Annotated in this window: 38 protein-coding genes and 1 pseudogene; 28 read left to right on the top strand and 11 right to left on the bottom strand. The window is 41.5% G+C overall.

Annotated features, from left to right (window positions below; translation table 11 throughout):
• Positions 1 to 7 precede the first annotated feature (7 nt).
• The 3 genes and pseudogenes from QWZ13_RS14255 (at position 8) to QWZ13_RS14245 (ending at position 1,514) form a co-directional block, all read left to right on the top strand.
• Positions 8 to 385 carry a nuclear transport factor 2 family protein gene (locus QWZ13_RS14255; RefSeq protein ID WP_290282371.1) on the top strand — a complete coding sequence of 126 codons (378 nt, stop codon included), beginning with the start codon at positions 8 to 10 and terminating at the stop codon, positions 383 to 385.
• Positions 386 to 486: 101 nt separating this feature from the next.
• Positions 487 to 945, top strand: a pseudogene (locus QWZ13_RS14250) (histidine phosphatase family protein); the annotation flags it as partial.
• A 431-nt stretch (positions 946 to 1,376) separates the two neighbouring features.
• On the top strand, positions 1,377 to 1,514 hold the full coding sequence (locus QWZ13_RS14245) for a hypothetical protein (protein WP_290282370.1): 138 nt from the start codon (positions 1,377 to 1,379) through the stop codon (positions 1,512 to 1,514).
• Here QWZ13_RS14245 and QWZ13_RS14240 read toward each other — a convergent pair.
• Complete coding sequence (locus QWZ13_RS14240; RefSeq protein WP_290282369.1) at positions 1,507 to 1,734, bottom strand: hypothetical protein; 228 nt, start codon at positions 1,732 to 1,734, stop codon at positions 1,507 to 1,509. The two genes, QWZ13_RS14245 and QWZ13_RS14240, sit on opposite strands and share 8 nt — an antisense overlap.
• Positions 1,735 to 1,780: 46 nt before the next feature.
• Between QWZ13_RS14240 and QWZ13_RS14235 the strand changes: the two genes are divergently transcribed.
• Positions 1,781 to 1,915: a hypothetical protein gene (locus QWZ13_RS14235; protein WP_290282368.1), complete on the top strand. Its 135-nt coding sequence runs from the start codon at positions 1,781 to 1,783 to the stop codon at positions 1,913 to 1,915.
• Entirely contained in the window at positions 1,899 to 2,393 is a 495-nt protein-coding gene (locus QWZ13_RS14230; RefSeq protein ID WP_290282367.1) for an MltR family transcriptional regulator, read from the top strand. The genes QWZ13_RS14235 and QWZ13_RS14230 overlap by 17 nt, the downstream gene beginning before the upstream one ends.
• Positions 2,394 to 3,102: 709 nt before the next feature.
• On the opposite strand, the gene QWZ13_RS14225 is transcribed toward QWZ13_RS14230, so the two are convergent.
• Positions 3,103 to 3,246 (bottom strand): hypothetical protein, encoded by a 144-nt coding sequence (locus QWZ13_RS14225; protein WP_290282365.1) that lies wholly within the window; start codon positions 3,244 to 3,246, stop codon positions 3,103 to 3,105.
• On the opposite strand from QWZ13_RS14225, the gene QWZ13_RS14220 reads away from it, so the two are divergent.
• Complete coding sequence (locus QWZ13_RS14220; RefSeq protein ID WP_290282364.1) at positions 3,245 to 3,502, top strand: hypothetical protein; 258 nt, start codon at positions 3,245 to 3,247, stop codon at positions 3,500 to 3,502. The two genes, QWZ13_RS14225 and QWZ13_RS14220, sit on opposite strands and share 2 nt — an antisense overlap.
• A 325-nt stretch (positions 3,503 to 3,827) precedes the next feature.
• Complete coding sequence (locus tag QWZ13_RS14215) at positions 3,828 to 3,962, top strand: hypothetical protein (RefSeq protein ID WP_290282363.1); 135 nt, start codon at positions 3,828 to 3,830, stop codon at positions 3,960 to 3,962.
• A gap of 251 nt (positions 3,963 to 4,213) precedes the next feature.
• Here QWZ13_RS14215 and QWZ13_RS14210 read toward each other — a convergent pair whose 3' ends face one another.
• Positions 4,214 to 4,438: a hypothetical protein gene (locus QWZ13_RS14210; protein WP_290282362.1), complete on the bottom strand. Its 225-nt coding sequence runs from the start codon at positions 4,436 to 4,438 to the stop codon at positions 4,214 to 4,216.
• Between the two features lie 558 nt (positions 4,439 to 4,996).
• Here QWZ13_RS14210 and QWZ13_RS14205 point away from each other — a divergent pair.
• The gene (locus QWZ13_RS14205) at positions 4,997 to 5,254 is read left to right on the top strand and encodes a hypothetical protein (protein ID WP_290282361.1); all 258 of its coding nucleotides are present in this window, start codon (positions 4,997 to 4,999) and stop codon (positions 5,252 to 5,254) included.
• A gap of 691 nt (positions 5,255 to 5,945) precedes the next feature.
• Here QWZ13_RS14205 and QWZ13_RS14200 read toward each other — a convergent pair.
• The gene (locus tag QWZ13_RS14200) at positions 5,946 to 6,134 is read right to left on the bottom strand and encodes a hypothetical protein (RefSeq protein ID WP_290282360.1); all 189 of its coding nucleotides are present in this window, start codon (positions 6,132 to 6,134) and stop codon (positions 5,946 to 5,948) included.
• 52 nt (positions 6,135 to 6,186) lie between these two features.
• On the opposite strand from QWZ13_RS14200, the gene QWZ13_RS14195 reads away from it, so the two are divergent.
• From QWZ13_RS14195 to QWZ13_RS14185, 3 genes are all read left to right on the top strand, one after another.
• Entirely contained in the window at positions 6,187 to 6,600 is a 414-nt protein-coding gene (locus QWZ13_RS14195; protein WP_290282358.1) for a hypothetical protein, read from the top strand.
• The gene (locus QWZ13_RS14190; protein WP_290282357.1) at positions 6,581 to 6,715 is read left to right on the top strand and encodes a hypothetical protein; all 135 of its coding nucleotides are present in this window, start codon (positions 6,581 to 6,583) and stop codon (positions 6,713 to 6,715) included. The genes QWZ13_RS14195 and QWZ13_RS14190 overlap by 20 nt, the downstream gene beginning before the upstream one ends.
• 356 nt (positions 6,716 to 7,071) lie before the next feature.
• The gene (locus QWZ13_RS14185; RefSeq protein ID WP_290282356.1) at positions 7,072 to 7,452 is read left to right on the top strand and encodes a GNAT family N-acetyltransferase; all 381 of its coding nucleotides are present in this window, start codon (positions 7,072 to 7,074) and stop codon (positions 7,450 to 7,452) included.
• Here QWZ13_RS14185 and QWZ13_RS14180 read toward each other — a convergent pair.
• Together QWZ13_RS14180 and QWZ13_RS14175 are read right to left on the bottom strand one after the other, a co-directional pair.
• Positions 7,431 to 7,601: a hypothetical protein gene (locus QWZ13_RS14180; protein WP_290282355.1), complete on the bottom strand. Its 171-nt coding sequence runs from the start codon at positions 7,599 to 7,601 to the stop codon at positions 7,431 to 7,433. The genes QWZ13_RS14185 and QWZ13_RS14180 overlap by 22 nt on opposite strands.
• Positions 7,595 to 7,720, bottom strand: coding sequence for a hypothetical protein (locus tag QWZ13_RS14175; protein WP_290282354.1), 126 nt, complete (start codon positions 7,718 to 7,720; stop codon positions 7,595 to 7,597). The genes QWZ13_RS14180 and QWZ13_RS14175 overlap by 7 nt, the downstream gene beginning before the upstream one ends.
• A gap of 46 nt (positions 7,721 to 7,766) precedes the next feature.
• Here QWZ13_RS14175 and QWZ13_RS14170 point away from each other — a divergent pair, with 46 nt between their 5' ends.
• Positions 7,767 to 7,907 carry a hypothetical protein gene (locus tag QWZ13_RS14170; protein WP_290282349.1) on the top strand — a complete coding sequence of 47 codons (141 nt, stop codon included), beginning with the start codon at positions 7,767 to 7,769 and terminating at the stop codon, positions 7,905 to 7,907.
• Positions 7,908 to 8,521: 614 nt separating this feature from the next.
• On the top strand, positions 8,522 to 9,016 hold the full coding sequence (locus tag QWZ13_RS14165) for a TIR domain-containing protein (protein ID WP_290282348.1): 495 nt from the start codon (positions 8,522 to 8,524) through the stop codon (positions 9,014 to 9,016).
• A 34-nt stretch (positions 9,017 to 9,050) separates the two neighbouring features.
• Here QWZ13_RS14165 and QWZ13_RS14160 read toward each other — a convergent pair whose 3' ends face one another.
• Positions 9,051 to 9,218 (bottom strand): hypothetical protein, encoded by a 168-nt coding sequence (locus tag QWZ13_RS14160; protein WP_290282347.1) that lies wholly within the window; start codon positions 9,216 to 9,218, stop codon positions 9,051 to 9,053.
• 364 nt (positions 9,219 to 9,582) lie between these two features.
• Here QWZ13_RS14160 and QWZ13_RS14155 point away from each other — a divergent pair, with 364 nt between their 5' ends.
• The 6 genes from QWZ13_RS14155 to QWZ13_RS14130 all read left to right on the top strand — a co-directional run bounded on the left by QWZ13_RS14155 (position 9,583) and on the right by QWZ13_RS14130 (position 12,110).
• On the top strand, positions 9,583 to 9,894 hold the full coding sequence (locus QWZ13_RS14155) for an SMI1/KNR4 family protein (RefSeq protein ID WP_290282346.1): 312 nt from the start codon (positions 9,583 to 9,585) through the stop codon (positions 9,892 to 9,894).
• A gap of 164 nt (positions 9,895 to 10,058) precedes the next feature.
• Positions 10,059 to 10,448: a hypothetical protein gene (locus tag QWZ13_RS14150; protein ID WP_290281954.1), complete on the top strand. Its 390-nt coding sequence runs from the start codon at positions 10,059 to 10,061 to the stop codon at positions 10,446 to 10,448.
• A 373-nt stretch (positions 10,449 to 10,821) separates the two neighbouring features.
• Complete coding sequence (locus tag QWZ13_RS14145; RefSeq protein WP_290282345.1) at positions 10,822 to 11,175, top strand: VOC family protein; 354 nt, start codon at positions 10,822 to 10,824, stop codon at positions 11,173 to 11,175.
• Entirely contained in the window at positions 11,165 to 11,290 is a 126-nt protein-coding gene (locus tag QWZ13_RS14140; protein ID WP_290282344.1) for a hypothetical protein, read from the top strand. The genes QWZ13_RS14145 and QWZ13_RS14140 overlap by 11 nt, the downstream gene beginning before the upstream one ends.
• 195 nt (positions 11,291 to 11,485) lie before the next feature.
• Positions 11,486 to 11,620: a hypothetical protein gene (locus QWZ13_RS14135; protein ID WP_290282343.1), complete on the top strand. Its 135-nt coding sequence runs from the start codon at positions 11,486 to 11,488 to the stop codon at positions 11,618 to 11,620.
• A complete protein-coding gene (locus tag QWZ13_RS14130) occupies positions 11,610 to 12,110 on the top strand; it encodes a GNAT family N-acetyltransferase (RefSeq protein ID WP_290282342.1) in 501 nt (166 codons plus the stop codon). Before QWZ13_RS14135 ends, QWZ13_RS14130 begins: the two co-directional genes overlap by 11 nt.
• 337 nt (positions 12,111 to 12,447) lie before the next feature.
• Here QWZ13_RS14130 and QWZ13_RS14125 read toward each other — a convergent pair whose 3' ends face one another.
• The gene (locus QWZ13_RS14125; protein WP_290282341.1) at positions 12,448 to 12,597 is read right to left on the bottom strand and encodes a hypothetical protein; all 150 of its coding nucleotides are present in this window, start codon (positions 12,595 to 12,597) and stop codon (positions 12,448 to 12,450) included.
• Entirely contained in the window at positions 12,585 to 12,758 is a 174-nt protein-coding gene (locus QWZ13_RS14120) for a hypothetical protein (RefSeq protein WP_290282339.1), read from the bottom strand. Before QWZ13_RS14120 ends, QWZ13_RS14125 begins: the two co-directional genes overlap by 13 nt.
• Before the next feature lie 175 nt (positions 12,759 to 12,933).
• Between QWZ13_RS14120 and QWZ13_RS14115 the strand changes: the two genes are divergently transcribed.
• Positions 12,934 to 13,071, top strand: coding sequence for a hypothetical protein (locus tag QWZ13_RS14115; RefSeq protein ID WP_290282337.1), 138 nt, complete (start codon positions 12,934 to 12,936; stop codon positions 13,069 to 13,071).
• A 102-nt stretch (positions 13,072 to 13,173) separates the two neighbouring features.
• Positions 13,174 to 13,500, top strand: coding sequence for a hypothetical protein (locus QWZ13_RS14110; protein ID WP_290282334.1), 327 nt, complete (start codon positions 13,174 to 13,176; stop codon positions 13,498 to 13,500).
• On the opposite strand, the gene QWZ13_RS14105 is transcribed toward QWZ13_RS14110, so the two are convergent.
• Positions 13,487 to 13,810 (bottom strand): hypothetical protein, encoded by a 324-nt coding sequence (locus QWZ13_RS14105; protein ID WP_290282333.1) that lies wholly within the window; start codon positions 13,808 to 13,810, stop codon positions 13,487 to 13,489. The genes QWZ13_RS14110 and QWZ13_RS14105 overlap by 14 nt on opposite strands.
• Before the next feature lie 46 nt (positions 13,811 to 13,856).
• Between QWZ13_RS14105 and QWZ13_RS14100 the strand changes: the two genes are divergently transcribed.
• The 7 genes from QWZ13_RS14100 (at position 13,857) to QWZ13_RS14070 (ending at position 15,370) form a co-directional block, all read left to right on the top strand.
• Positions 13,857 to 13,997, top strand: coding sequence for a hypothetical protein (locus QWZ13_RS14100; RefSeq protein ID WP_290282332.1), 141 nt, complete (start codon positions 13,857 to 13,859; stop codon positions 13,995 to 13,997).
• The gene (locus QWZ13_RS14095; RefSeq protein WP_290282330.1) at positions 13,976 to 14,194 is read left to right on the top strand and encodes a hypothetical protein; all 219 of its coding nucleotides are present in this window, start codon (positions 13,976 to 13,978) and stop codon (positions 14,192 to 14,194) included. Before QWZ13_RS14100 ends, QWZ13_RS14095 begins: the two co-directional genes overlap by 22 nt.
• Positions 14,166 to 14,288, top strand: coding sequence for a hypothetical protein (locus QWZ13_RS14090; RefSeq protein ID WP_290282329.1), 123 nt, complete (start codon positions 14,166 to 14,168; stop codon positions 14,286 to 14,288). Before QWZ13_RS14095 ends, QWZ13_RS14090 begins: the two co-directional genes overlap by 29 nt.
• A 15-nt stretch (positions 14,289 to 14,303) precedes the next feature.
• Entirely contained in the window at positions 14,304 to 14,660 is a 357-nt protein-coding gene (locus QWZ13_RS14085; protein ID WP_290282328.1) for a hypothetical protein, read from the top strand.
• On the top strand, positions 14,639 to 14,761 hold the full coding sequence (locus QWZ13_RS14080; RefSeq protein ID WP_290282327.1) for a hypothetical protein: 123 nt from the start codon (positions 14,639 to 14,641) through the stop codon (positions 14,759 to 14,761). Before QWZ13_RS14085 ends, QWZ13_RS14080 begins: the two co-directional genes overlap by 22 nt.
• A gap of 234 nt (positions 14,762 to 14,995) precedes the next feature.
• The gene (locus QWZ13_RS14075; protein ID WP_290282325.1) at positions 14,996 to 15,121 is read left to right on the top strand and encodes a hypothetical protein; all 126 of its coding nucleotides are present in this window, start codon (positions 14,996 to 14,998) and stop codon (positions 15,119 to 15,121) included.
• 57 nt (positions 15,122 to 15,178) lie between these two features.
• The gene (locus tag QWZ13_RS14070; protein WP_290282324.1) at positions 15,179 to 15,370 is read left to right on the top strand and encodes a hypothetical protein; all 192 of its coding nucleotides are present in this window, start codon (positions 15,179 to 15,181) and stop codon (positions 15,368 to 15,370) included.
• Positions 15,371 to 15,674: 304 nt separating this feature from the next.
• Here the strand turns inward: QWZ13_RS14070 and QWZ13_RS14065 are convergent, their stop codons facing one another.
• Complete coding sequence (locus QWZ13_RS14065; RefSeq protein ID WP_290282322.1) at positions 15,675 to 15,830, bottom strand: hypothetical protein; 156 nt, start codon at positions 15,828 to 15,830, stop codon at positions 15,675 to 15,677.
• Positions 15,831 to 15,846: the final 16 nt, after the last annotated feature.

Raw genomic sequence — 15,846 nt, 5'->3', positions numbered from 1 at the left:
GGTTTTTATGGATCTTGAAGCCCAAATCATCAGTTTAGAGAAGTCGCTACTCACAATTGAAGTGCGAAAATCAAAAACTGAATTGCTTGAACGGATCGCTCCAGGGTTTAAGGAAATAGGTGCTAGTGGTTCTTATTTTGGGTTAGATAGCATTTTGGAACGACTTCCCACTGAGCAATCTTGGTCTGCTAAAGTGCAAGATTTCGAATTTAGGCAAATTAATCCCGAATTTTGCCAGTTGGTATTTAGAGCGTATATTAAGAGTCATGAAGCTGATAGTGGCACTTACTCTCATAGAAGTAGCTTTTGGCAAAAGTTTGAAGACGGGTGGAAGGTTATTTTTCACCAAGGAACTAAGGTAGAGCCTTTTGAGCTTCAACCTTAACAAAGTGCTGTAGCAATACAGCCCTAAAATACACCGCTTCGCGGCGGGCTGTAGGACTCGCAGTCGCTCGCCGCTAAGCTTTGCGTTAGAGCACGGAAAGTATGGAAATATTTCTCCTTAGGCATGCAGAAACCGAAACAAATCGTGAAGGCGGATTAGCAACCGGAAGCGATGATGCGCTTACTGAACACGGTCATCATCAGGCACAAAGCATCATTGAGGGCCTCCTTGCACTGGAAATCGATAGCATTTTGAGCTCTCCATATCCTAGAGCTTTGGAAACCGTCAGACCGTTTTCTGAGTTCGCAAAGAAAAATATAGAAGTTCATTCTTGCTTAGCTGAAGGGCAGTTATTGCTCTCTGGTTCACATGATGAGGAAGAACCCAAGTATTTCAGTCACGGGGCTGGTTATGACTACCCCTCTCAAAATGAAACTGGAGGTGCATTTCTAGCCCGCGTGAGACGGACCAAGGAGGTAATTCTGTCTCAACCTTGTCAAAGGATTTTGGTGGTAACTCATGGCCATATGCTAAGAGAGCTGATAAACAACATATTAGCTTTGCCACATAAAGTTCGGTTTCCTCATGAGAATTGCGGTCTCACTCATGTCACTATAGGCGAGGTCATCATGGTTAATTGTATTAATCGGCCGATGTGTTTTAACAAGTGAATTAGGCCGACCGATTTTCCGCTATCGCTCCAAATCGGCGGCTTATTCAAGGCGTTACTTTCTATATGAATAATGAAGTAAAGACAGAGTTAATTAACATTTTGGGAATATTAATTAGAATATTTTCAATGTTTCTGGCACCTTTAGCTATCATAGCTGGCCTGTTTATTGGCGGACTAGTTGGATGGTGTATTGCTGGAGCTGCATTAGTGTTTCCGCCCGTTGGCTATGTCTTGCATTCGCTAAAGAATTTCCCTGTAAGCTGTAGCGAAGCAATACAGGAGGTTATTTTCTGGTATTTGGCAGGATGGTTGCTGGTTTTGACTTGTGTATCACTAATTTCATTCTCGATAATCGCGATCATTGCAACTGCATTAGTAACAGCAGTGACAGTGGTCTACTGGAAAGTAACAAGTAAATTAATAAGGACGCGCATAAAGCGCGCTCCTATTATTTAGACGTTACAGGTGGAAGGGCATTCAAAGCTAATAATTGAATCCTGCACCAAAATATAGTTTTGCCCTTATTAATTTGTGGTTTTAAGTGTAGCAGTTCACAACTCTCTAAGGGTTGCTTGTACGCAATAGTCATCGCTCCCAAGCTAGGGTAAAGTGAATAGCCAGCCTCGTTAAGCTGGCAGCCAAATTTAAAGGACATCAAGCTTAAATACCGCTTCAAAAGCGAAGCTTGGTAAAAAACAATAAATAATTAAGCACGTTGGCACGTGATAGTAAAGAGCCACAGGCCACTACTTGTAACAAGGCGCAGCTGCATCGTGCCTACGGCACTGGACTCACTATCGTTCGCCGCAGTGCTTTGCGTTAGTTGCGTCAGGAGAGCTCTTGAACTCAGAAACTGAACGGCTTTTAGAATTTTTTAGTTCATTTGATTATGAGCATGACAATGATCGGGAAATCGTGATTGTCGGCTGTGCATATATTGAAAGCCTGATAAAGGAAATAGTTGAGGCTACTTTCATTGATGATCCTAAAGAGGTAGCAGAACTCTTGAGTGACTCGATAGGACCTCTGAATGGGTTAATCCCAAGAGCAAGGCTACTATATTTACTTGGTGTAATTCCAGAACTGGTATACAAGGATATTAAGACCGTTGGAAAAATCAGAAATGAATTTGCTCACAAGATTACAGCATCATTCAGCGATAACAGAGTGAAGCAGCTCTGTGGGAACCTTAAATGGCACGAGCATAGCCTTTTTATGAAACCACCTCAGGAAGCTACAACAAGAGATATTTATCAAGTAGGAGTCAACCAATTGGTTTCGCATCTTGGAGCATTACCAGGGATTCAAAGGCTAAAACGAGAGAAAAGCAACTAACAAGGTACAGCAGTTTCGTGCCTACGGCACTGGACTCGCATACGCTCGCCACTGTGTACAACGTTACAGGTAGAAAACCATTTGAAACGATTGAATGTAGTCTGTACCTAAATTTAGCTTTGCTCGTATAAACTTGTGGTTTTTAGTGCATCGGTGCACAAATTTAACCGGCTAGCTTGTACGCAATAGTCATCGCTCCCAAGCTAGGGTAGAGTGAATAGCCAGCCTCGTTAAGCTGGCAACCAAATTTAAAGGCCATCAAGCTGAAATACTGCACCAAAAGCGGAGCTTGATGGAAAACAATAAATTAAAAAGCACGTGGGCACGTGATAGTTAAGAGCCACAAGCCACTACTTGTAACAAGGCGCAGCTGCATCGTGCCTACGGCACTGGACTCACTGTCGTTCGCCGCAGTGCTTTGCGTTATGTGTAATTGAATGCGTAGATTCTCTATAGAAGATGAAGTCCATGCGGAATGGCAAGGAGACTTTAAAAGTTTTGATGAAGCTTTAGCTGAGCTTCAACGAAGGGCTGCTATACCTTGGGATTTTCCACCAAATAAATGTCCGTGCACAGGGTGGAAGACTTGCGAACGTATATACACGGTTACAGAATTTATAGTTGGGGATGAGTCATTTACACCTCAGAACGAGTATGAGGTTTTATCCGTTTCCTCACAGGGCGTAAAGTGGCTTCAAGGTTTTGAGAGTTACGGAGAAAGTACTTCACATAACAATCCGTAGCAGTTCATGCCCGCAAACAACCGCTCCGCGGCGGGCATTGGACACAATTTCGCTGGCGCTACATTGCGCCACTGTACAGGGGCGTTAAGTGTCAATTGAGAATGAAGCATGTGGCTTATTAAAGGATTAATTTACTTTGTGATGGCAATCCTAGCTATTGGAATCGGGTCCGCGATAATCGTTTGGGTTTTATATAACGTGTTTGTCGAAACTCAACCTCAATATACAGGTTCAAACTTTATTACCAGTTTTGGATCGTTTGGCATAAGCATACCTATGGTAGGTATTGGCATTTACTGGTTTAAATGCGGCTACAAACACTTAACAAGGCGCTCAAGCAAGGACGGGCTAACGCCCGCCGCTTAGCTTGGCATTAAGTATAAAGGTACTGAATGAATTCAATAATTTATCGGAAAATTCTGATTCTATTTATACTGCTGTATCCTTTATATATAGTAATTTTCATTGCTAGTTTAACCTTTTTTCCAAGCTTATTTTCGTGGCTAATGAACGCTGAAGTTATTGGGGGGAATGGTGGACCAACCTCAATGATGACTGTTCAAGGAAAGATAGACTTTAGTATTGTGCCCGATCTTCTAGGAGCTATCTTTCTCATTATACTAGCTATTAATTGGAGGTATTTAACTAAAAGTAAGTATCTTCGAATTGGTGGTATGCTTGCGATAGTTTTATGGGTAATGTCAGTTTCAAAGTATGTTCAGTGGCTGATTTATACTTAACAATCTATTGTTGTTCAAGCCCGCAAGAGACTTGCTTCGCAAGCGGGCTTCGGACTCGTATACTCGCCGCAAAACAAGGGCGTTAGGCTTTATGAAAAATAAATTACATCAACAATATCATTTTAGACCTTCCACCCTAGGGTTACTGTCGTGGGATGTTCTAAAATTAATTGAATTATCCAAAGACTTTCCGGTTTTCGAAAAAAAGGTGGAGGAAATTGGAGAGCTCAAAGAGAACTATTGGTTCGGTTTTATGCCCGGAATGGAAGCTAAGTGCGAAGATATAATTCAGCACGCGAAACAAATTTACGAAGCTGACCTTAGCTATCCAATTATTTTATGTAGCGAAGGTAGAATAATGGACGGTATGCACCGTGTTTGTAAGGCCAAGATGGAAGGGCATGACACTATATTGGCCGTACAATTTACGAAACCACTGGAACCAGATAATATTGGTAAACAGCCTGATGAATTGTACTACCAATAGCCTAACAAGAAATTGTTGTTCAAGCCCAACATCCTCGCTTCGCAAGTGGGCTTTGGACTCGTAAACTCGCCACAAAATAAAGGCGTTAAGGAATAGAAACAGTGCACTATATTCTAAGATTCATCTTCTTGTGTATTTTGATGACAAACAACTTTGCATTTGACGAAACAAATATCCCTATCGGAGAGTATAAATGGACATATACCTGTCAGACTAAAGAGAACATTTATTACATCGATCGTTATAATACGAGAGCCATCGTATGGCGAGACGAAGTAGAGCTTGAAAGAATTTTATACTTGGATGATTTTTTAGGACTTAGCCATCCAACGGAAGCCTATATCGGAGATCTTTCAGGATTGATAATATTTGATGATGGTAGTGCAAAAATTTATGATGTTAAGTTAACGAAAACTAAAAAACCGTTGGCCTGCATATCCTTAACAAGGCAATGAACTCCGTGCGTAAACACCGCTTCGCGGTACGCACTGGACTCAATCACGCTGGTGCGCAATTTCGCCAGTTATTTTGGCGTTATGTGCTTAAAATATGAATGTTCTTATTCAAGTTTTACTTGTAATGGTCTTGGGGTTGATAATTGGAATTACCCAATCATCTAGTATTGAAAACACAGTGTTACTTCGTAGTCGAGGGCTGTGGCGGTTATATGAGTTGTTTTATTCAAGGGGCTTCTCCTGGTGGCGCGTGCTAGTTGGAATACCCTTAGTTGCTCTTATTTTTGGCTTTGCTGCAGGTTACATTTACTGGATTTCCATTGAGCCTGTAAGCTGGCCAATTCAAGTTTATTTAGTTATATACTTAGCTTCTGGCATAGGTGGCTATTTTCTTAGGAAATTTTGGGTGGCAAAGTATGTATCAAAAATCACATAACAATACGCTGAAATCAGACGCTAAAAGACGCGCGGTTTAGCTAGGCGTTATTGTGCAGACGAGGGATATTTAATACTAAATGGCACTATGTAGTAATTGTCTTTTAATTTAGCGCCAGTTTCTTCGTGAATAGCTTAAATTTCCAGTGGCTTAAAGGTTTTTCCACTGGCATATTAAAGGCTTTAGTTCGTGGCAAAAGTCATAGTATTTAGGCTTTTGTAATCTAAAAATAAAGGCAGTGGTGGTCAATGCACATTAACAAGGTACAGCAGTATCGTGCCTACGGCACTGGACTCGCATACGCTCGCCACTGTGTACAACGTTAATGAGCTTATGAAATTAATAATTGGTTGCTTGTGTTTATTTATGTCTCTGCTTTGCTTTGCCGAAACGATTAGTAAGATAGAATGCTACCGATATGACTGTGCAGTCGCAGAGCAATCATATTTAAGTGGAGATGTAATCTATTCAAAACCAAATGTTGATGCGTTAGTTGTAGGTTTAGTGGAGTTAGAGAAAAGTTATAACGTAAAAAATGTACTTTTAAAAATCAATCCTGGATATGGGAGGATTACTCGTAAAAATAGCGAGGTTAAAGGAGAGGAAGTTGGTGATAACATTCTGGTACTGGAATATCTAGGAGAGGGTAGATCTTCTGTTCTTCTCGGTGACTCAACGTTCCAAGTAAAAGTCACAAGAAGAAAAGGTGACTGCTTAGAAGGTAATGTGAATAAAAGATATTGCTGGATTGAATTGCATAACGATCCACTTGTTGAAATATGGCACGAATTGGAAGATATAGGGTGGGTTCGAATTTCAGAGCCATCCAGCGGAAACTTAAATTGGCGGTGGAGTAAGCCGCATTAACAAATATAGGCACTGCGACTCGTAAACTCGCGCGTGCTAAAAACGTTACAAACCAGGAAAGTGCTGTGCAAAATCTATATAGATCAATATTAGTATTCTTTATCTCAGGATTTGCACTTTCCGATCAAACTTTAGACTTTCGGTTGTTTTTATATGAGTTCTTCGGGAATGAGATATCTCAGTCGGAGTATGTTGCAAGTGAGTATACTTTTGAATACTACGACGACAAAACGCAAGAGTATATTGAGGAAACAAGGTATTCGGTAGATTGGGAGTATCTACCTGGGCCCAATAAGTTTCACTGCAAAACAAATTGCTACGACTTAATAATCTACGACAATTTTCAAAAGACCGTAGAGAATACAGGTGAACGAGTTCTCTCATTTGAGGGTGTTGAGAATGGTATCAGCCTTAGTTTGTATTTTAAGTTGCTAGATGGTAAATGGGTGCTTCAAAGATATGAATCTATCAGCAACTAGGTTTGTAACAAGCAGTTGTAAGGCAAGCCCGCCTTATGCCCACTTAAGCGGGCGGGCTTTGGACTCGCATTCGCTAGCCCTTAAACAAAGACGTTACAGGTGGAAAACCATTTGAAACTATTGAATTTAATCTGTACCAAAAAATAGTATTGCCCGTATTAATTTGTGGTTTTGAGTGCAACGATTCACAACTTTAACAGGCTAGCTTGTACGCAATAGCCATCGCTCCCAAGCTAGGGTAGAGTGATTAGCCAGCCTAGTTAAGCTGGCAAGCAAGTTTAATGGTCATCAAGCTAAACTTCCGCACCAAAGGCGGAGCTTGATGGAAAACAATAAATAATTAAGCACGCTGGCACGTGATAGTTAAGAGCCACAGGCCGCTACTTGTAACAAGGCGCAGCTGCATCGTGCCTACGGCACTGGACTCGCTCACGCTCGCCGCAGTGCTTTGCGTTACTTTCGGAAGGTAAGGTGAAATATCAGGTAGATTCGCATGTTGGAATAGATGAATTTCTTTCACTAGCAAATAGCAACTGGCCAGGTGAGTACGATCGTGAAAAAGCTAAGGCTGCGTTAGAGAAAACTATCAACCTAAGCGCTAGAGATAATGGTAGTTTGATAGGGTGCCTTAGAATTCTAACTGATGGTTACTTTTTCTCTACAATACCAGAAGCATTTGTCTTGCCTGAATGGCAAGGTGAAGGTATCGGAACTAAGCTATTTGAACTAGCTAAAGAGGAAGCACCAACATCGTTGTTTTTTGGGGCTCAACCTGAGAAAGAGGCGTTTTATGAGAAACTAGGGTTCGAGAAGAGCCTTCAGTCTTTTCATCATAAGAAATCTCGAAAGTAACAAGCCATTGCAACGGACTCGGAAAAAGCCCCTCGCCGTTGAATAGGGGCGTTACAGGTGGAAGGGCATTCAAAGTTAATAACTGAATCCAGCACCAAAATTGAGTTGTTCTCGTATAAAATTGTGGTTTTGAATTCAAAGGTTAGCAAAGTTTATAGGCTAGCTTGTACGCAATAGTCATCGCTCCCAAGCTAGGGTAGAGTGAAAAGCCAGCCTCGTTAAGCTGGCAGCCAATTTTAAAGGCCATCAAGCTAAAATACACCGCCAAAAGCGGAGCTAGATGGAAAACAATAAATTAAAAAGCACGTTGGCACGTGATAGTTAAGAGCCACAAGCTACTAGTTGTAACAAGTAGCAGCTGCATCGCACCTTCGGTGCTGGACTCACTGTCGTTCGCCGCAGTGCTATTCGTTAGGCATCCACACTTTAATATCGAGATAGGATTTTGTAAATGAGTGAAGAATCAAAAGGTACGGAAATAGATGATAGCCCTAAGGTGGAAGTTACCACGCCGGAGGTAAAGAAGACGCCCGCCAAGAAAAAGGCTAAGCCAAAGAAGAATTTCCCTCAAAGTAGCATCGAAGAAAGTAAAAAAGTTCTTGATGTCATTAAGGAGTTTAATGCTGGAAACCCTTGGTCACCTACTGAAGTTGCTAAAGCTCTCGGTATGGGAAAAGGAAACAATTTCTTCTATTTGACCGCTTCCTCTCGCGATTACGGATTAACGATTGGCACAAGAGATACGCCCAAAATAGAGATTGATGAGATTGGGAAAAAGTTGGCTTACCCAAAGACACCGGATGAAGAGTATGAAGCTACTAAACAAGCATTTTTAAATGTAGATTTGTTTAAGAAGGTTTATGAATACTATCAGGGTAGTAACTTACCTGAAATTCAGTATTTGAAAAACACACTAAAAACTGAATTCGAGGTCGATGAACTTCATCAGGACGAGTTTTATGATCTTTACCAGAAAAACCTCAAATACATAAATGAGATTCAAGCAAAAACGGGAGTCTCTGATAGCGAAGCTAGCGGAAATATTGAGAGTTCAAGCTCTGGCTCTATTTTGCTTGGGGAATCCAGTAATAGCGGTGAACTTGTAGCATTTGTAGCTATGCCATTTTCTGAGAAAACATCAAATTACCCAAAAGGGTACTTTGATGAAGTTCTTAAACACCTAATTACACCAGCGGCGGTAAAAGCCAATTTTAATGCCAAAACAGCAAAGAAGTCTGGTAGTGAAATCATACAATCCACAATTGTTAATGATCTCGATGCTGCTGATTTGGTGATAGTTGATTTGACGGAACATAATCCAAACGTATTGTTTGAGCTTGGTATGAGGATCGCCTTTAATAAGCCTGTATGTTTAATTAGAGCAAAAGGCACAGCACCCATTTTTGACATTGACCATATGCTAAGAGTTTTTGACTACAACCCTTGTTTGTGGCCGTCCACATTGGAGCAAGATATTCCAGGCTTGTCTGAGCACATTGCTGAAACATGGGCCAATAAAGATAAAGAGCGCTCATATCTAACATTATTGCGAGAAAACAACTAAATGCCTAACAAGTTTGTCCAGTTGACGTTTTGGTCTACGCTCCGTTTTGGGGTGGCTTCGCCACTTTACCCCAAAACTCCACTCCAACCAAAACGCAACTGACAAAGGCGTTAGAAGGCATTAAATGAACTACTGGGACGCACTTGATAAACTGGTTTCGGAATCGCAAGTAGTAATCGATCGTCCGAAGAATAGTACTCATCCAAAGTTCGAGAGAATCGTTTATCCGTACAATTATGGTTATTTAGAAAGTACTATAGGCGGTGATGGGGAAGGCATTGATGTATGGGTAAAAGAGGTCGGTACTTCTGTTACGGGTGTTATAACCACAGTTGACTTGTTTAAAAGAGATGCAGAAGTGAAAATTCTTCTAGGGTTTAGTTCTAGTGAAATGGCTGAAATCGAGCAGTTTCATAATGTTAATAGTCAAAGTGCAGCTCTGGTGCTAAGGCCTCCTTCTAACAAGTAAATGAACCTCGCGCGTAAAATACCCCTTCGGGGTACGCGCTGGACTCAATCACGCTGGCGCGTAATTTCGCCAGTTATTTAGACGTTAAATGGTAAATATGAACATCGAAGCAATTAAGCAAACTCTAGAATCATGGATTGATGAAGGTTACATCGAAGGAGAGCTTTCGGTAGAGCCTGAATGGTATGTTTTGTGGCGTCCTGAAGAAATCGAAGAGTTCAACAAAGATTACGAGCTAAAAGAATATGCGCCGGGTTTTGTTACTTTCGGCGGTAACGGTGGCGGTGAGCTCCTGGTTGTTAATGACCAAGGTGAGGTTTTTTATATGCCTGCTATAGGCATGTCACCAGATACAGCAATAAAAATTGCAGGTAGCCTTCAAGAGTTCAAAGGTTACATGCGACAATGAAAAAACCATTTAACAAGCGGCTCAACCGGACAAATATTTGCTGCCACCTTTTTTGCAAAGGGCCGCAAAAAAGCCGCCATCAAACATTTGCGCGGTTAGCCGGGCGTTAAGTTTTTTAAAAGGAGTTGGATATTCGCTTTAAGCTTATGTTTTTTCTAGGACTAATGGGGAGCCTTAATGCTGCTCTTGACACTTATGAAGCTGGGATCAGTCTAAATGCTGTATTTGCTGTAATAATCTTCGGAGTTCTTACGGCACTACCTGCTTTTATGGCATTCTTTGCATCCTATCAAACTAGCTTCACGATATTAAGAATTAACGTTTATAGGGCTGCTTCAGACTTAGTTCTATTAGGTAGTTTAGCCGTTTGGCTCTACTTAATATTTATTCGCGAACGTCCCGATTTTTATGAGGGGGCATCGCATATGTATATTTTGTTTTGGCCGTTTCTAATTGGGGCGGGAGCCATAGCATTATTTATGGGTTGCGGAGTGTTTAATATATTGCATTGGTCGCTACTAAAACTTAACAAACCATTGCAACGGACTCGGTAAAAGCTCCTCGCCGTTGAATAGGGGCGTTATTGTGCAGAAGAGGGATATTTAATACTAAATGGCACTCTGTAGTAATTGTCTTTTAATTTAGCACCAGTTTCCTCGTGAATAGCTTAAATATCTAGTGGCCTAAACGCTTAGTCACTGGCATATTAAAGGCACTAATTCGTGGCAAAGGTCATAGTATTTAGGCTTTTGTAATCTAAAATTTAAGGCAGTGGCGGTCAATGCACATTAACAAGGTACAGCAGTATCGTGCCTACGGCACTGGACTCGCATACGCTCGCCACTGTGTACAACGTTAAGAACTATCAAGGGGAATACTGTGCCAGAAACTCAAGGAATAAATCATTTAGGTTTATCTGTTAGTGATTTGCAGGCTACAAAGGACTTTTTTGTTACAGTGCTTGGTTGGGAAGAATCTGGGTTTGACCCTTCGTATCCCAGAACTGCAGTTTCTGATGGAAATCTGAAGTTAACGCTTTGGCAAGTAGATGAGTCTCTAGAAGGCGAGCCTTTCAATCGACGTAAAAATGTAGGGCTTCATCATTTAGCTATACAGGTCTCTACTGAGGAACAGCTTGACGAGTTAAATCGAAAGATAAGTAAGCTTGAAAACTGCAAGGTAGAGTTTTCCCCTGAATTATTATCAGGTGGCCCTCGAAAACACATGATGTTTAACGAGCCATCTGGATTGCGAATCGAGCTAATCTGGCTTGGTTCTTAACAAACACAGGCAGTGGACGCGAAAAACATGCGCCACAGCTGTAAGCGTTACAGGTAGAAAACCATTTGAAACGATTGAATGTAGTCTGTACCTAAATTTAGCTTTGCTCGTATAAACTTGTGGTTTTTAGTGCATCGGTGCACAAATTTAACCGGCTAGCTTGTACGCAATAGTCATCGCTCCCAAGCTAGGGTAGAGTGAATAGCCAGCCTCGTTAAGCTGGCAACCAAATTTAAAGGCCATCAAGCTGAAATACTGCACCAAAAGCGGAGCTTGATGGAAAACAATAAATTAAAAAGCACGTGGGCACGTGATAGTTAAGAGCCATAAGCCACTACTTGTAACAAGGCGCAGCTGCATCGTGCCTACGGCACTGGACTCACTGTCGTTCGCCGCAGTGCTTTGCGTTAAGTGTATAAAGGTTAAGGACTATCGTGATACGTGAAGCAAACTCAGAAGACACCTTAGAAATTGCAAAAGTACATGTTGATTCATGGAGATTCGCTTACAAGGGTATCATCGAAGACCAAGTTTTAGACTCTCTTGATTACAGCAAGCGTAGCGAAAATTGGAAGCTAGTTTTGCAGGAAAGCTCCCTGCCAATGTACGTGTCAGAGTCTAACGAAGGTGAAATTACAGGCTTTGTTCACGTCTCAGAATATCGGGGTAATGATTTAGGCTCCGAAAACATAGGCGAAATAACGTCTATATATATACGCCCCGAGTTAGTTGGTACTGGTTTAGGTTATCGTCTTTTCCAAAAAGCTAAAGCATCTCTTACTGAAGCAGGGTTTACTAAAATTGTTTTGTGGGTTCTTGAAGAGAATAAATTAGGATCTAATTTCTACAAGCACTGTGGCATGAAGCCTGATAATGGCAAGACTATACATCCCAAGACAGGACTAGTTGAATTACGCTATGCAATGGAAGTCTAAACCACTTAACAAATACGTGTTGTGGATTAGTTTCTGCTACGCGCCAACTAACCACAAACGTAAACGTTACTTTTAGATAAGGATAAACGATGACTAATTCCGCTTCATTTCATCGAACCAATCTGATGAAGAACATTGAAAGTACATCCTTAGCTAAGGGCGACGTTCGCGCGCTTTTGTCACGAATTGAGAGTAGATTCCCTGAGGCAATTGGTTTAGAAGAAGCCAACTATTCCGAAGAATCTAGAGCTTTAGAGAACTATGACGAGCTAGCACAAAATATTAGAGATTCGTTCCTTTTAACAATTACACTGAATGGTTCAAATGGAGAAGAGCTTCAGGGGACAATTGAAGATGTTTTCGACTCTCCAAACTTTCCTGATGTAGTAACGAAGGTTTTCGCATCTTCAGAAACTAGCTTAAAGGTTAATTGTGATTTTACACCCCGTAACAAAGTTATTGTCCTAATTGATTTTACGAAGCCCAAGCTTTTAGATTTCTCTGTTTTACCTGGGTATAAAACTCCCAATAATAGTAATTTTCAGGTAGAAGGGTTGGATTCCAGCTGGGTAAATGGACTATACGCTGAAATAGAAAACTATTTGAGGAATAGAAAGAAACCGGGTTTCTTTCTTCATAAACATGCAACTTACGATCTGTTTCTTTGGTTAATTGGGATGCCGTTCGCCTTTTTCCTTAGCTATAAAGTTTCAGGGTTTGTTGAGTCATTCGCTAGTTTCAATTCTTTTTTTAAGAGTGCGCTTTATCTTTATGTTGGCTTTGCCACTATTATAGCTTTTCGTATTGTCTACCACTACGCAAGATGGGCATTCCCGAGAATCGAATACAAAAGCACATTCGAAAAAGCAATCAGACATCAGATAGCAATTGGAGCAATATCCATATCATTAGTCGGCACCCTGATATGGGAAGCTATAAAGGCAGTGGCAAGTTAAAGTAACAATATGCTGTAGCAATACAGCCAAAGACACCGCTTCGCGGCAGGCTGTGGACTCGCATCCACTCGCCGCTAAGCTCTGCGTTAAACCTCAAAAGGTAGAATTTGAAAAAAATAATCCACTACGTAATCCCGTTTATTGGCACGATTGGTTATTTGGGTTACATAAGTATCTTTGGACCTTTGTATGGTAATGAGGGTTTCGAGTGGCTTAGAGTGTTTTTTGTTTTTGGGTTGTTGTTTTACATAACCACTGTCGGTTATACATTCCCGTATATTCTAGTAGGATTAATAACACTTTATTTTGCTCACGTTTATAAGGGAAAAGGCGACGCTTATTGGTTGCATTTATTCATTGCCGGTATTTGGAATGTGATTTTGGCTTTGGTTTATGTGGCGACGATCTATAGCGGTAGCGTCATAATGGTTTAACAAACCAAAGCTGTTCATGCCCGCCAATAACCGCTCCGCGGCGGGCATCGGACTTCATTACGCTGCGCTTCATTGCGCCGCAGTTTAGGGGCGTTACAGGTGGAAAAGTATTAAAGACTATTGAGTGTAGTCTGCACCAAAATATAGTTTTGCCCGTATTAACTTGTGGTTTTAAGTGCAATGGCTCACAACTTTCAAAGGCTAGCTTGTACGCAATAGTCATCGCTCCCAAGCTAGGGTAGAGTGAATAGCCTGCCTCGTTAAGCTGGCAGCCAAATTTAAAGGACATCAAGCTTAAATACCGCGCCAAAGGCGAAGCTTGAAGGAAAACAATAAATTATAAAGCACGTAGGCACGTGATAGTTAAGAGCCACAGGCCACTCCTTGTAACAAGGCGCAGCTGCATCGTGCCTACGGCACTGGACTCACTGTCGTTCGCCGCAGTGCTTTGCGTTACTTTTGATCAGGGAGGTGATTGTTGCTTAAAGTATTTATGAGAGTATTCGGTTGGCTTGGTCTTCTGATCTGCATTGCTGCGATAGCGACACTAGTAGTGTACTTTAGAAACTATGCACATGAGCCTTTATTTTGGGTAAAGAATATTGCAGTAGTTCTAGCAGGCAGCCATACATTTTGGTACTGGGTTATTCGTAAGCCAGCCAGCTATGAAGCACCGTTGCTCCATGAAAAGTAACAAAGCAATGTACCTCGCGCTAAAACACCCCTTCGGGGTAAGCGCTGGACTCAATTTCGCTGGCGCTCATTTCGCCGGTAATCGCAAACGTTAAGGTGCAAAACGAATAATGAGCATCAGCATAAAGCCACAGCCTAAATTTGAAAAAGTAGAGATGGTGCTACTAGGCCTTATTTTATCTAGTGCGTTGTTTGGTTATGGTGTCTATTCGCTAATTCAAGGCAGCTGTACGTTACTTGGTAGAGGCAATCCACCAATCGGAACTTTCGTTACTTTTTATGGTGTCGAAGCCAGACTACTATGCACAATTTATCTCGGTGCAGGCACTTGGTTATTTGCAGGTAAGTTCCTACACAAGCGGCATAACTACCAACAAGCTAAATTTTTATCATGGGTTGGTGCAGCTACTCTATTATTTGGTATGTGTTCACTGGTGGTTATATTATGTTTACCCCTATTCCGCTAGTAAGCACCTTAACAAACAAAGGCAGCATCGCCCTGCGGGCTGGACGCGCTAACGCGCGCCGCTGCTTTGGGCGTTACAGGTGGAAGGGCATTCAAAGCTAACTATTGAGTCCTGCACCAAAAAATAGTATTGCTCGTTTAAATTTGTGGTTTTGAGTGCAACGGCTCACAACTTTAACAGGCTAGCTTGTACACAATAGTCATCGCTCCCAAGCTAGGGTAGAGTGATTAGCAGCCTAGTTAAGCTGGCAAGCAAGTATAAAGGTCATCAAGCTAAACTTGCGCACCAAAGGCAGAGCTTGATGGAAAACAATAAATAGTTCAGCACGCTGGCACGTGATAGTAAAGATCCACAAGCCACTAATTGTAACAAGGCGCAGCTGCATCGTGCCTACGGCACTGGACTCACTATCGTTCGCCGCAGTGCTTTGCGTTAATCGTACAAGGAAAACTGGAGTATAAATGGACTTTATAGAAAACCCGGCAATTCTGTTTCAGTCAGGATTGATAGTTTCAATTTTGGTACTAATTCTAATGGTAATTTCATTGGTTATTCGTCAGACTAGATTACTTCGCGTTAGCAGAGTTTGTTTGGCATTATCGATTATATTTACTGTAAGCACTCTTTTCCTAGGGGGTTGGGGGAAAGCTGAATGCTATACCTCAGAGGATAATTTAATATCCGAATCTGAAGAATGTCAGTATCCTTAAACGTGTACTATTAACAAGAAATTGTTGTTCAAGCCCGCTAACAACTTGCTACGCAAGCGGGCTTCGGACTCGTAAACTCGCCGCAAAATATGGGCGTTATTGTGCAGACGAGGGTTATGTAAAACTAAATGGCACTATGTAGTAATTGTCTTTTAATTTAGCGCCAGTTTCCTCGTGAATAGCTTAAATTTCCAGTGGCTTAAAGGTTTTTCCACTGGCATATTAAAGGCACTAATTCGTGGCAAAAGTCATAGTATTTATGCTTTTGTAATCTAAAAATAAAGGCAGTGGTGGTCAATGCACATTAACAAAGTACAGCAGTATCGTGCCTACGGCACTGGACTCGCTCACGCTCGCCACTGTGTACAACGTTACAGGTGGAAGGGCATTCAAAGCTAATTATTGAATCCTGCACCAACAGATTAGTTTTGCCCGTATTAGTTTGTGGTTTTAATTGCAACGGTTCACAACTTTAA

Origin of the sequence: Reinekea marina (genome assembly GCF_030409715.1) — a bacterium.
Lineage (GTDB): Bacteria > Pseudomonadota > Gammaproteobacteria > Pseudomonadales > Natronospirillaceae > Reinekea > Reinekea marina.
The sequence above is the reverse complement of the archived record's forward strand: the minus strand, read 5'-3'. Positions and strand labels throughout refer to the sequence as shown.

Excerpts from the sequence above, each read along its gene's own strand:
- QWZ13_RS14255 (WP_290282371.1), top strand. The coding sequence starts at position 8 with ATGGATCTTGAAGCCCAAATCATCAGTTTAGAGAAGTCGCTACTCACA.
- QWZ13_RS14220 (WP_290282364.1), top strand. The coding sequence starts at position 3,245 with ATGTGGCTTATTAAAGGATTAATTTACTTTGTGATGGCAATCCTAGCT.
- QWZ13_RS14225 (WP_290282365.1), bottom strand. The coding sequence starts at position 3,246 with ATGCTTCATTCTCAATTGACACTTAACGCCCCTGTACAGTGGCGCAAT.
- QWZ13_RS14215 (WP_290282363.1), top strand. The coding sequence starts at position 3,828 with ATGGGTAATGTCAGTTTCAAAGTATGTTCAGTGGCTGATTTATACTTA.
- QWZ13_RS14190 (WP_290282357.1), top strand. The coding sequence starts at position 6,581 with ATGAATCTATCAGCAACTAGGTTTGTAACAAGCAGTTGTAAGGCAAGC.
- QWZ13_RS14160 (WP_290282347.1), bottom strand. The coding sequence starts at position 9,218 with ATGAGTACTATTCTTCGGACGATCGATTACTACTTGCGATTCCGAAAC.
- QWZ13_RS14155 (WP_290282346.1), top strand. The coding sequence starts at position 9,583 with ATGAACATCGAAGCAATTAAGCAAACTCTAGAATCATGGATTGATGAA.
- QWZ13_RS14150 (WP_290281954.1), top strand. The coding sequence starts at position 10,059 with ATGGGGAGCCTTAATGCTGCTCTTGACACTTATGAAGCTGGGATCAGT.
- QWZ13_RS14115 (WP_290282337.1), top strand. The coding sequence starts at position 12,934 with ATGGGCATTCCCGAGAATCGAATACAAAAGCACATTCGAAAAAGCAAT.
- QWZ13_RS14090 (WP_290282329.1), top strand. The coding sequence starts at position 14,166 with ATGAAGCACCGTTGCTCCATGAAAAGTAACAAAGCAATGTACCTCGCG.
- QWZ13_RS14085 (WP_290282328.1), top strand. The coding sequence starts at position 14,304 with ATGAGCATCAGCATAAAGCCACAGCCTAAATTTGAAAAAGTAGAGATG.
- QWZ13_RS14080 (WP_290282327.1), top strand. The coding sequence starts at position 14,639 with ATGTTTACCCCTATTCCGCTAGTAAGCACCTTAACAAACAAAGGCAGC.